This window comes from Microbacterium oleivorans, assembly GCF_001691565.1.
GTDB classification, from domain to species: domain Bacteria; phylum Actinomycetota; class Actinomycetes; order Actinomycetales; family Microbacteriaceae; genus Microbacterium; species Microbacterium oleivorans_B.
In genome coordinates this window covers 1,934,472-1,947,548 of record NZ_MAYO01000003.1, presented here as the reverse complement: position 1 = coordinate 1,947,548, position 13,077 = coordinate 1,934,472, and the positions used below count along the sequence as shown (strand labels likewise).

The following is a 13,077-nucleotide window of genomic DNA, read 5'->3' as shown; positions in this document are numbered from 1 at the left end:
GCGTGGACGCGGGCGGCGCCGCCGGGGCCGGCGGCGGCGTCGACGAGGTCCCGGTTGTGATCCCACTTGATGTACGAGATCGGATACGCCGCGAGGATGTGCGAGATGACCTCGAGGATGTACGCGTACGCCTCAGGGTGCGCGAGGTTCAGCACCTGCTGCTGACGTGCGGACGGCGGCAGGTCGGTGCGACCGCGGAGGATCCAGTCCGGGTGCGAACGGGCGAGGTCGCTGTCGGGGTTGACCATCTCGGGCTCGAACCAGAGGCCGAACTCCATCCCTTTCGCCACCACATGATCCGCGATCGGGTGCAGACCATCGGGCCAGACGGTGTCGTCGACGTACCAGTCGCCGAGCCCGGCGGTGTCGTCACGGCGGTGACGGAACCAGCCGTCATCGAGCACGTACCGCTCCACACCGATCTCGGCCGCCGCATCGGCGAGGGCGATGAGCTTGGGCAGGCGGTGGTCGAAGTAGACCGCCTCCCACGTGTTGAGGGTGATGGGCCGGGGGCGGGTCGGGTGCTGAGGGCGTGCTCGCCACTCCCCGTGGAACCGCACCGCGAGTTCATCCAGCCCGTCTCCCCAGGAGCCGAGCAACTCCGGGGAGGAGATCTCCTCGCCCTGCGCGAGACGGATCTCACCGGGCAGGTAGAGCTCGCCCGCCCCGAGGAACGACTCACCGGTCGGCATCCGCTCCGCGAAGATCCGCGAGTTGCCGCTCCAGGCGAGGTGGGCGCCGTGCACCGTGCCGCGTTCGAACCCGAACCCGGGCGTCCCGGCGGCCAGCAGCAGGGTGAAGTCCGCCCCAGGGCGGCCACGACGCGACTCGCGCAGGTGCGTCCCGAAGGTGAGTTCGTGGCGCTGCGCCGAGCGCTCGCGCAGGTGCCGCCCCGTCGTGTCGAGGATCTCGGTCGCCTCCCACGGCAACGGCAACATCACATGCAACGCCTGCACGGTGTACACACCCGCACCGTCGTTGCGCACCGACGTCCGCGCGCGCACGAGACCGGATGCCGTTACCCGCAGCTCGTACCGGGCCGACAACTCCATCTCACTGTCGGTGAAATGCAGCTCGAGGGCGTCCTCGCTCGCCCGCAGGTCGGTCAGTGCGAACAAGGCGCTGACGTCCTCACCGTCGCGGTGTCCCTCGAGGGAGGGAGCACCCGCCCAGCCGGATGCCGCGGTGCTGACGACACCGAGTCGCACCGTGGCGTCGAGCCCGCCCGAGATCCGCTGCAGGCGTGAGGCCGTCGCGAGCGAGACGAGGGTGTCGTGGGGGGCGTCGCCGAGGTCGGCGCCCCAGTGGACGATCGCAGGAACCGAGCCGGGCTGCAGGTCGACGACGACGCTGGTGCCGCCGGAACGAAGGTGGACGACACTCGCGTCGGAGGGGAGAACGGGCATCCCTCAAGTGTGTCAGCCAGCCTCCGTGAACGTGCACACATCCGATGCCTCCATGGTCGGCAAGCGGTCCCGAACCTCCGCTCGTGTAGGCGCCGCACAATCCGTCGGGATCACGTCCGACCGTCTCCTTGTCGCGACCGCACAACCAACTTGGAGTCGCGTTAGAGGACTCCTACCGTGATTGTCGAACTTCCCTGTCCCGTCGCCCTGACCGGGCGTCCTCAGAAAGGCCAGTGATGACCGACACCGTCGTCCGCTCCTCCACTCCCGCCGCCGACAAGCGCACCCCCGCCGGAGGCGCACCGACCGCCCCGCACACCGCCGACGAAGCGCGCGAACCCCGCATCGACATCGACGCCGTCGGCGCGATGCTCCGCGGCACGTGGGGCGAGACGCGCCTGACCGTCCGCGAGCTCATCAAGGATCCCGCCTACTGGCGCATCGACGGCCAGAGCGTCGCCGATCACCGCGAGCGCGTCATGGGCCAGGTCCGCCTCCTCGCGAAGAACGGCGGCTCGACCCGCGCGTTGCCGAAGGAGTACGGCGGCGAGGAGGACAACGGTGCCAACCTCGCGGGCTTCGAGGAGCTCGTCCTCGCCGACCCGAGCATGCAGATCAAGTCCGGCGTGCAGTGGGGTCTCTTCGGCTCCGCAGTCCTGCAGCTGGGCACCAAGGAGCACCACGACAAGTGGATTCCCGACATCCGCGACGCGACGCTCCCCGGCGCCTTCGCGATGACCGAGATCGGGCACGGCTCGGATGTCGCGGCCATCGGCACGACGGCCACGTACGACCCCGACACGGAAGAGTTCGTGATCAACACCCCGTTCCGTGCGGCGTGGAAGGACTACCTCGGCAACGCCGCCGTCCACGGCCAGGCGGCAACGGTCTTCGCGCAGCTCATCACGAACGGCGTGAACCACGGCGTGCACTGCTTCTTCGTGCCGATCCGGACGCCCGACGGCGAGCTGCTGCCGGGTGTCCAGAGCGAGGACGACGGCGTCAAGGGCGGCCTCAACGGCATCGACAACGGCCGCCTCGCGTTCGATCACGTCCGCGTGCCCCGCACGAACCTGCTCAACCGCTACGGCGACGTCGCCCCCGACGGCACCTACTCGAGCCCCATCGAGAGCACCGGCCGGCGCTTCTTCACGATGCTCGGCGCTCTCGTGCAGGGTCGGGTGTCGCTCGACGGTGCGGCGACGATCGCGTCGTCCCTGGCCATGTACATCTCGCTGACGTACGCCAACCAGCGTCGTCAGTTCGACTCGGGTGCGGGGACCGACGAGGTCGTCCTGCTCGACTACGGCAAGCACCAGCGACGGCTCCTGCCGCTGCTCGCTCAGAACTACGCGCAGTACTTCGCGCACGACGAGCTGCTCCGCACCTTCGACGGCGTCTTCGGCGGCTCGGCCGACACCCCGGCCGAGCGCGAGAACCTCGAGACTCTCGCCGCCGCGCTCAAGCCCCTCAGCACCTGGAACGCGTTGAACACGATCCAGGAGGCCCGCGAGGCCTGCGGCGGATCGGGTTTCATGGCCGAGAACCGCCTCGTCGGACTCCGCTCCGACCTCGACGTCTACGTCACCTTCGAGGGCGACAACAACGTCCTCCTGCAGCTCGTCGGCAAGCGACTGCTCGCCGACTTCGCCAAGCAGTTCAAGGGGGCGGATGCCGCGACCCTCGCCAAGTTCGCCGTCGGCCAGACGGCCGGCAAGGTATTCCACGGGGCGGGCCTGCGGAGCCTCGGCCAGACGGTCGCCGACTTCGGTTCGACGGCGCGCTCGGTCGAGCTCGGCCTGCGCGCAGAGCAACAGCACGAGCTGCTCGCCGGTCGCGTCGAGCAGATGGTCGCCGACATCGCCGGTGCGCTGCGCCCGGCATCCAAGCTCCCCTCCGACCAGGCCGCCGCGCTGTTCAACCAGCACCAGGCCGAGCTCATCGAGGCGGCGCGGGCGCACGGCGAACTGCTGCAGTGGGAGGCGTTCTCGGATGCCGTGAAGGGAACCGAGAACGAGAGCACGCGCCAGGTACTCACGTGGCTGCGCGACCTCTTCGGGCTGCACCTCATCGAGAAGCACCTCGCGTGGCACCTCATCAACGGACGGCTGTCGACGCAGCGCGGCGCGGCGGTGTCGAAGTACATCGACCGTCTCTGCGCGCGTCTGCGTCCCCATGCGCAGGACCTCGTCGACGCGTTCGGATTCGCGCCGGAGCACGTGCGGGCCCCCATCGCGTCGGGGGTCGAGCGGCAGCGTCAGGACGAAGCTCGCGCCCACTACGCCGACCTCGCCGCACGCGGTGAGGCGCCCGTGCCGGAGAAGTCGCTCAAGAAGAAGAAGTGAGCGTCGGAGGCCGTCGGTAGCCTGAGCGCGTGGATACGCGTCTCGGGCCCGACGGCCTCCTCCGTTGCGGCTGGGTCGGCGACGACGCCGAGTACCGCCGCTATCACGACCAGGAGTGGGGTCGGCCCCTGCACGGCGACCGGGCGCTCTTCGAGAAGATGAGCCTCGAGGGGTTCCAGGCGGGGCTCTCGTGGATCACGATCCTCCGCAAACGCCCCCGTTTCCGCGAGGTGTTCGCGGGCTTCGAGCCGACGACCGTCGCTGCGTTCGACGAGTCCGATGTCGAACGTCTGACGGGGGATGCCGGCATCATCCGCAATCGCGCGAAGATCCTCGCCACCATCGGCAACGCGAGGCTCGTCACCGAGATGGAACCGGGAGAGCTCGACGCGTTCATGTGGTCGTTCGCCCCGGCATCCCATCGTCGACCGACGTCCTTCGCAGAGGTGCCCGCGACGACGGCGGAGTCCGACGCGATGTCCAAGGCGCTCCGCAAGCGGGGGTTCCGATTCGTCGGCTCCACGACGATGTACGCGCTCATGCAGTCCTCGGGCATGGTCGACGATCACGTCCTCGGATGCCACCGAGCAGTGACGACCTCGTCGGAGGCTCCCTTGTCGGAGGGGTCCGCTTCCCGGGATCATGTGGACACGGCGGAGGAAGGGTGAATATGGCAGGTCAGGAGGTCACCGAGGGGCGAGCCGCGGCATCCGACGGTCACGTCGCCGACGCGCACGACGTCATCCGCGTCATCGGGGCGCGTGAGAACAACCTCAAGGACGTCGACGTCGAGATCCCCAAGCGACGCCTGACGGTGTTCACGGGAGTGAGCGGGTCGGGCAAGTCCTCGCTCGTGTTCGGCACGATCGCCGTCGAGTCGCAGCGTCTCATCAACGAGACGTACCCGACCTTCGTGCAGCAGTTCATGGCGCAGCTGAGCCGCCCCGACGTCGACGGACTCGAGAACATCAGTCCCGCGATCATCGTCGACCAGGAGCGCATGGGAGCCAATGCGCGCTCGACGGTCGGCACGGTGACCGACGCCTACGCGATGCTCCGCCTCCTCTTCAGCAGACTGGGGGAGCCGCACATCGGATCGCCGCAGGCGTTCTCGTTCAACATCCCCTCCGCCCCGGGCTCCGACACGGTGACCGGCGGAATGTGCCCCCGCTGCGAGGGACTCGGCGAGGTGAGCGACATCGATCTCGATGAGCTCTTCGACAGCTCGAAGTCGCTGTCCGAAGGGGCGATCACCGTCCCGGGCTACAACGTGGACGGCTGGATGGTGCGCATCTTCACCGAATCCGGTTTCCTGGATGCCGCCAAGCCGATCGCCGACTACTCGGCAGAGGAACGAACGGACTTCCTCTACAAGGAGCCCACCAAGGTGAAGCTCCAGAACATGAACATGACCTACGAGGGTCTCGTTCCGAAGATCACGAAGTCGTTCCTGCAGAAGGACCGCGAGGCGCTCCAGCCGCACATCCGCGCGTTCGTCGACCGCGCGGTGAAGTTCCTGCCGTGCCCGGACTGCGGCGGCAGCCGCCTCAACGAGGGCGCCCGATCCTCGAAGATCGGCGGTGTCGACATCGCCCAGGTCTCGTCGATGCAGATCACCGATCTCTCGGCCTGGCTCGACACCGTCGACCCGACATCGATCGGCCCGCTGCTGTCGTCCCTCAAGCGCGTCATCGCCTCGTTCATCGACATCGGCCTCGGCTACCTCTCGCTCGATCGGTCCTCGGGCACCCTCTCGGGCGGTGAGGCCCAGCGCACGAAGATGATCCGGCACCTGGGCTCGGCGCTGACCGACGTCACCTACGTGTTCGACGAGCCGACCGCGGGACTACACCCGCACGACATCCAGCGCATGAACGACTTGCTCCTCCTGCTCCGCGACAAGGGCAACACCGTGCTCGTCGTCGAGCACAAGCCCGAGGTCATCGCGATCGCCGACCACGTCGTCGACCTGGGGCCGCAGGCGGGATCGCGCGGTGGTCGGATCATGTACGAGGGGGACGTCGCGGGCCTGCGCGCCTCCGACACACTGACCGGACGGCACCTCGACCATCGCGCTGCGCTGAAGACGAGCACGCGTACGGCGACCGGCTCTCTGCCGATCCGCGGCGCGACCCAGCACAACCTCGTCGGCGTCGACGTCGACATCCCGCTCGGAGTCCTGACGGTCGTCACCGGCGTCGCCGGTTCCGGCAAGTCGTCGCTCATCCACGGGAACGTCCCCGCGTTCGACGATGTCGTGGTCGTCGACCAATCGCCGATCAAGGGATCACGTCGGTCGAGTCCCGCCACGTACACAGGGGTGCTCGACGGCGTCCGTGCGGCGTTCGCCAAGGCCAACGGGGTGAAGCCGTCGCTGTTCAGCGCGAACTCCGAGGGGGCGTGCCGCGCGTGCAAGGGGCTCGGCGTCATCATCACGAACCTCGGTTATACGCAGAGCGTCGAGACGCGCTGCGAGGTGTGCGACGGGTCCGGCTTCAGCGACGCCGTCCTCGAGTACACCCTCGACGGCAAGAACATCGCCGAGGTCCTCGCGATGTCGGCGGAGGAGGCTCACGGGTTCACGACGGGCCCGGCGAAGACGACCCTCGCTCGAATGATCGACGTCGGCCTCGGCTACATCACCCTCGGCCAGGCGCTGAACACCCTGTCGGGCGGAGAGCGGCAGCGCCTCAAGCTCGCGATCGCCATGGCGAAGAAGGGGGCGATCTACGTCCTCGACGAGCCGACCACGGGACTGCACCTCGCCGACGTCGACAACCTGCTGGCCCTGCTCGACAGGTTGGTGGATGCCGGCAACTCCGTCATCGTCATCGAACACCATCAGGCGGTCATGGCCCACGCGGACCACATCATCGATCTCGGCCCCGGAGCGGGACGGGACGGTGGCCGCATTGTCTTCGAGGGGCCGCCGACTCGGCTGGTGGAGACGCGGTCGACGCTGACGGGCGACCATCTGGCCCGCTACGTCGGGACGGTCTGAGCCGGGGAGCGGATCGGGCCAAGAAGCATAGATGGGGAGAAGTCCCCACGTCACGCGCTCGCCCTAATTTCCTCACTCACTTATCCTTAGTGGCGTCCACACACCGACGCACGGGGCACATCTTTCCTCGTGCCGTCGATACTGCATGCGCGTCTGCCTGGGGGGAGTCAGAGCACTCATGATGTCATTCGGCTGGTTGCGATCCCGCCCCAAGACGTTCGCGTCGATCAGCGCAGTGACCGCGGCCGTCGTCGCCATCAGCGTCCTCGCGCTCACCTACGACGGCGAGCCGACGACCGAGGTCGAGCTCAACGACGGCGGTGTGTGGCTGACGAAGCAGACGAGTCTGCTCGTCGGGCACTTCAACAACGAGTCACGGGTCCTCGACAACGGACTCCGGACGCTCTCACCCGACTACGACATCCAGCAGGCCGGCAACCGCGTCCTCGTCACGGACCAGACCGAGAACACCGCGACGGCGATCGATCCGGCACGGGTCATCCTCTCCGACAGCGCCGACCTCGCATCCGGCGCGACGACGGTTCTCGGCGGTCCGACAGTCGCCACGGTGGATGCCGACGGGGGACTCCGCGCGGCACCGTTCACGTCGATCGCTGCGGTGGGCAAAGAGGCAGGCGATCCCATCGCGAAGCTCGGTAAGGGTGCTGTCGTCACCGTCAGCACGGCCGGCATCGTCTACGCCGTCTCGCCGGAGAAGGGCAAGCTCTTCGCCTACGGCCCCAGCGCGGACGGCAGCTTCGTTCAGACGGCGGAGCGCGAACTCGAGGGCATCGACAAGGGCGATGAGCTCGCGATCAGCGCGGTCGGAGGTGTCAGCGTCGTCCTCGATCGGACCACCTCGGTCCTCTACTCCAGCGACGGTCTGCAGACCGAGGTTCCGAAGGAGGCGGTCCTCCAGCAGCCCTCCAACGTCACCGACACCGTCACGCTCGCGACGCCGACTCAGCTGGTGCGCGTCCCTCTCGCCGGTGGCGACTCGGTCGTGAAGGATGCCGGGGGCGGCGGCAGCCCGGCTCAGCCGGTCTACGTCGCGGGGTGCGCCTACGGCGCCTGGTCGGGCACGGGTGCGTTCATCCGGGATTGCGCGGGGGACGAGAACGATCTCACCAAGACGATCAAGGGTGTCGACGGAAAGAGCGACCTCCGCTTCCGGGTGAACCGCGACGTCGTGGTCCTGAATGACATCTTCGGCGGCGGCGCATGGATGGCCAGCGACGCGCTCCAGCAGGTGGACAACTGGGAGGACCTCACTCCGCCCGAGGGCGAGGGCGAGGAAGAGGAGGAGACGACCGAGGAGACGATCCAGACGACTCTCCCCGAGCGCAGCGAGCAGAACACGCCGCCCATTGCCGAGGACGACCGCTACGGCGTCCGTCCGGGCCGCACCACGGTCCTCCCCGTCCTCGAGAACGACCTCGATGCCGACGGCGACGTGCTCGTCGCCAAGGTCGTCACACCGCCGTCCACCGGCAAGGTCATCCCCATCTACAACGGCACCGCTCTGCAGATCGCCATGCCCGAGGACGCGACCGGGACGACGAACTTCACCTACGAGGTCTCCGACGGTCGAGGCGGCAAGGACAGTGCCCGGGTCTCGCTGACGGTGAAACCGCTCTCCGAGAACTCCGCGCCCGTGCAGAAGCGCAAGACGGCCATCACGGTCGAGACCGGTGGTGTCGTCTCATACAACGTCCTCAGCGACTGGGTCGACCCCGACGGCGACGACATCTTCCTCCAGTCGGTGACCACCGACGGCAGCGACGAGGCCGAGTTCACCCCCGATGGCCAGATCACCTACCGTGCCATCGGCGGCACTCAGGGCCGCATCGACGTCCCCATTTCCGTCTCGGACGGAAGCGAGAGCGCCACGGGAGTCGCGCGTTTCGACATCCGTCCTCTCGGCACCACGCTGCCGGTCACGAACGCGGATCACGTCGTCACGCGTCCCGACCGCCCGGTCATGGTCCGGCCGCTGACGAACGACACGAGCACCGGCTCCGAGCCGCTCCGCCTCACGCGCGTCGACGACGTCGAGGGCGGGAAGGTCACCCGCGACTACCCCGACAAGTCCTTCACGTTCCAGTCGTCCAAGATCGGCACGTACTACGCGACGTACCTCGCGTCTGCGGGGCCGAACTCCGCTCCCGGCATCGTGCGGATCGACGTCCTTCCCGAAGAGGATGCCGGGACCCCGCCGATCGCTGTTCGGGACGTCGCACTCCTCCCCGCGGGTGGCGACGTGCTGGTCAATGTGCTCGGCAACGACACTGACCCGGAAGGCGGCATCCTCGTCGTCCAGTCCGTGTCGGTCGACGAGGACTCCGGCGTGGCGGCCGCCGTGCTCGGCCACGAGACGGTCCGCGTGAGCGACCAGGCCTCGCTCGACAAGCAGGTCCGGCTCACGTACACGATCTCGAACGGGAAGCAGTCCGCACAGGGCGAGATCATCGTCATCCCGGTGCCTGCCCCCGAGAAGCTCAGGCCGCCGATCGCCGGGGACGACGAGGTCGTCGTACGCGCCGGTGACGTCGTGACCATCCCCGTGATGGACAACGACTACAGCCCGAACAACAGCGAGATCCATGTCTCGCCGACACTCGTGCCCCCGCTCGTCGATGACGCGGATGGCGATGTGTTCGTCTCGGAGGACACGCTCCGCTTCCGCGCCGGCTCTGAGGCGAAGACGGTCAATGCGACGTACGAGGTGGTGGACGAGACCGGGCAGCGGGATGCCGGCTACGTGACCATCCGCATCCTGGCCCGCGACGACAAAGCGAACGCCGCTCCGCGCCCGCGCGACGTGACCGTCCGTACGCTCAGCAACTCCGCCGTCACGGTGCCCATCGACCTGAACGGCATCGACGCGGACGGCGACTCGGTCGAGCTCGTCGGTCTCGCCTCGGCCCCGCAGAAGGGTCAGGTGTCGGCGATCGAGGCGGACTCGTTCACGTACACCGCGTTCGAGGACGCCGTGGGCGTCGACCGATTCCAGTACCGGGTGCGTGACGCGCTCGGCAAGGAGGCGACCGCCACCGTCGAGGTGGGCATCGCGCCCTCTCCCAGCACCAACCAGGCTCCCTACGCCGTTCGCGACTCGATCACCATGCGTCCCGGGCGCACCGTGGCGGTCGACGTCCTGAAGAACGACTCCGACCCCGACGGCGACAAGTTCGGCTTCGCCGAGAACGCCGTCCAGGTGCCGGATGTCCCGGGTCTCAGTGCGAAGGTCTCCGGGCAGCAGCTCCTGATCACGGCCCCCGATGAGCCGATGCAGACGAGCGTGGTCTACACGATCGCCGACGAGCGCGGCCTGAGCGCCACGACCTCCGTGCAGATCACGGTCGATCCCGACGTTCCGCTCGCCCGACCCATCGCGCGAGACGACCGTGTCCTCCCCGAGCAGGTCGAGGAGGACGGCAGCGCCGTCGTGGACGTGCTCGCCAACGACGACGATCCCGATGGCACGCGATCCGCGCTGGAGGTGTCGCTCGGTGCCGGCGGCGAGAACGCCCGTGTCGGTTCCGGTGGCAAGGTCAGCCTGAAGATCACCGACGAGCGCCAGCTCATCACCTACTTCGTCACCGACGAGGACGACCAGGTCGCGGCGGCCTTCATCCACGTCCCGTCATTCCAGGACCTGCCCCCGACGCTCATCTCCACCGAGCCGGTGACGGTCAAGAGCGGCGAGTCGATCGACCTGCCGCTGTCCGAGTACGTGCGTGCCTCGGGCGGCGCCGATGTTGTGATCACCGAAGCCGAGAAGGTGGCAGCGGCGCACAGCAACGGCGCGAACCTCGTGAAGGACGAGTCGACGCTGACCTACACGTCTGCGGAGCGCTACTTCGGCTCGGATGCCCTCACCTTCGAGGTCACCGACGGCAGCGGGCCGGACGACCCGAACGGGCGGAAGGCGACACTGTCCATCCCGATCACCGTGCTCCCGCCCGACAACGTCCCGCCGACCATGACGGGCGCCTCGATATCGGTCGCTCCGGGTGAGGACCCCACGACGCTCGGCCTGCGCGAGCTGGCTTCCGACCCCGACCCGGGCGACATGGACAAACTGCAGTTCTCGCTCGCGTCCGACGCACCTGCCGGAGTCGACGCCTCGATCGACGGTCAGACCCTCCGGGTGTCCGCTCAGGCGGACGTCCAGAAGGGCACCCGGTTCTCGCTCACGGTGCGCGCCACCGATGGTCAGACCGAGCCGGTCGACGCCACCATCCAAGTGACGGTGACGGCCTCGACTCGTGAGCTCCCGTCGGTGAACGATGACATCGTCGCCCAGGCCGACCAGGGCGAGACCGTGTCGATCGACGTCCTGAAGAACGACGTGAACCCGTTCCCCGAGAAGCCGCTCGAGATTGTGAACACGCAGATCGAGACCGGCGATGTCACGAGTGTGGATCAGTCCGGCGGGACGGTCCGCGTCACCACCGACAAGGACTTCGTCGGCAACGTCGTCGTCCGCTACACGGTGCAGGACGCGACAGGCGATTCGGATCGACGTGTCGACGGTCGCATCCGCATCACGGTCCAGGGGCGCCCCGACGCACCGGGCAAGCCGACGGTGACGACGGTGGAGAGCCGCACCGTGGTGCTCAGCTGGACGCCTCCGGTCGACAACGGCCGCAGGATCGAGAAGTACACGGTGACCTCGACCGCGGGCGGCTACACGCGCGACTGCCCGTCGACGACGTGCACCCTCGACGGCCTGACGAACAACGTCGAGTACAACTTCGTCGTGACGGCGACCAACAGCGTCGGCGAGTCCGACCCGTCCGTCCCGTCCGAGACCGCTCGGCCCGACGTGCGGCCGGATCAGCCCGCTCCGCCGACGCTGACCTTCGGCGACCGCAGCCTCGACGTCAGCTGGACGGCGCCCCGCACCGAGGGATCCCCGGTCGAGAGCTACACGCTCGAGATCTCGCCGGCGCCGCCGTCCGGCGTCGCTCAGAAGACCGGCGTCGCCGCGACTCGCCTGACGTGGGACGGTCTGCAGAACGGCACCGAGTACCAGGTTCGCGTCCGCGCCCACAACCGTGCACCCGAGCCGTCGGACTTCTCGCAGTGGTCCGCCGGGGAGATCCCCGCGGCTCCGCCTGCGGCGGCTGGCGCGCCCACCGTGGCGCGCATGGAACCGGTGGGCAACCGCGCTCAGATGCGCGTCTCGTGGAACCAGCCCGCCGAGAACGGCGACGCGATCTCCGGCTACGAGCTCCGCGTCATCCGCGGTGGCAATGTCGTGGACACTCTCAAGCCGTCGGCGGGACAGACGAGCCAAGCCGTGGTTGTGGACACCTCGGAGACGGACTACACCTACAGCGTCCGCGCCCGTAACAAGGCGGGATGGGCGGAGTGGAGCGCTCCATCGGCTCCGCGGCGCGCGTTCACGCCGCCGGGGGCTCCCTCCGGCGTCACCGCTACCGAGGGCGACAACCAGGTCGGTGTCCGGTGGCAGGCCGGTGCCTCTAATGGTGCGAGCGCCAATGAGATCCAGTACCAGTACAACGTCAACGGCGGTGGCTGGCGTGCCGACTGGGTCGACGGTGGCGGTTCCGGCACGTCGGGCACGATCGGCAACGGCGCGGTGAACAACAACGGCGCGTACACGGTCCAGATCCGCGCCGTGGCGACCGCCGACGGGACGACCTACGAGGGCGCAGCGTCGGCGGCATCCAACCAGGTCCGGCCGTACGGTCAGATCGGGAGACCGTCCGCGAGCGCGTCGACCGTCGGAGACGGGAGGACCATCAGAATGAGCTGGTCCTCGCCGGCAGCGAACGGTCGGCCCGTGACGACGGAGATCCGCACCGGCGACGGCAACGGGTGGCGCAAGGTCGCTGCGTCCGGCTCCGAGGACTACCGCGTGGACTACAGCACGACGCGCACCATCGAGGTCCGCACGAGCGCGGACGGAAGCACGACCACGACGGACCAGGCGAGTGCGCGCAGCGTGGATGCGCCGCCGCCGCCGCAGCCTCGTGTCTGGGTCACGCGAGGGGATCGCGCTCCGCAGAGTTGTACGAACGGCTGCTACAAGTTCGTCGTCAACACGCAGAACTTCGACGGCGGTCGGTACAACATCGCCTGCAAGTACAGCGGCGGCAGCGGCAACGTCAGCAACAACGCCTACGCCTACGACCTCCCCGCCAACGGCTCGAAGCAGATCGAGTGCTGGCTGGGCGCCGACGGCTACGACGTGTGGGTGGACATCCAGGGCTGGGGCGGCGCGGTCGACACGGAGAAGCAGTGGTGGCCACGTGGATGAGTCAGTGAACGATTTCGAGAGCAAGGACTGAAC

General features: G+C 68.3%; 5 protein-coding genes. 4 read left to right on the top strand and 1 reads right to left on the bottom strand.

The annotated features are described in order from the left end of the window. The coding region (locus BBA86_RS14695; protein ID WP_223247086.1) for an alpha-galactosidase at positions 1–1,406 on the bottom strand (1,406 nt) is incomplete at its 3' end. Positions 1,407–1,642: 236 nt separating this feature from the next. On the opposite strand from BBA86_RS14695, the gene BBA86_RS12050 reads away from it, so the two are divergent. From BBA86_RS12050 to BBA86_RS12035, 4 genes are all read left to right on the top strand, one after another. Further along, positions 1,643–3,751, top strand: coding sequence for an acyl-CoA dehydrogenase (locus BBA86_RS12050; protein WP_065571784.1), 2,109 nt, complete (start codon positions 1,643–1,645; stop codon positions 3,749–3,751). 29 nt (positions 3,752–3,780) lie between these two features. Then, a complete protein-coding gene (locus tag BBA86_RS12045) occupies positions 3,781–4,419 on the top strand; it encodes a DNA-3-methyladenine glycosylase I (RefSeq protein ID WP_223247085.1) in 639 nt (212 codons plus the stop codon). A 2-nt stretch (positions 4,420–4,421) separates the two neighbouring features. Further along, entirely contained in the window at positions 4,422–6,752 is a 2,331-nt protein-coding gene (locus BBA86_RS12040; RefSeq protein WP_065571783.1) for an ATP-binding cassette domain-containing protein, read from the top strand. A gap of 145 nt (positions 6,753–6,897) precedes the next feature. Beyond that, the gene (locus BBA86_RS12035; RefSeq protein WP_223247084.1) at positions 6,898–13,044 is read left to right on the top strand and encodes an Ig-like domain-containing protein; all 6,147 of its coding nucleotides are present in this window, start codon (positions 6,898–6,900) and stop codon (positions 13,042–13,044) included. The last annotated feature ends 33 nt before the right edge of the window (positions 13,045–13,077 follow it).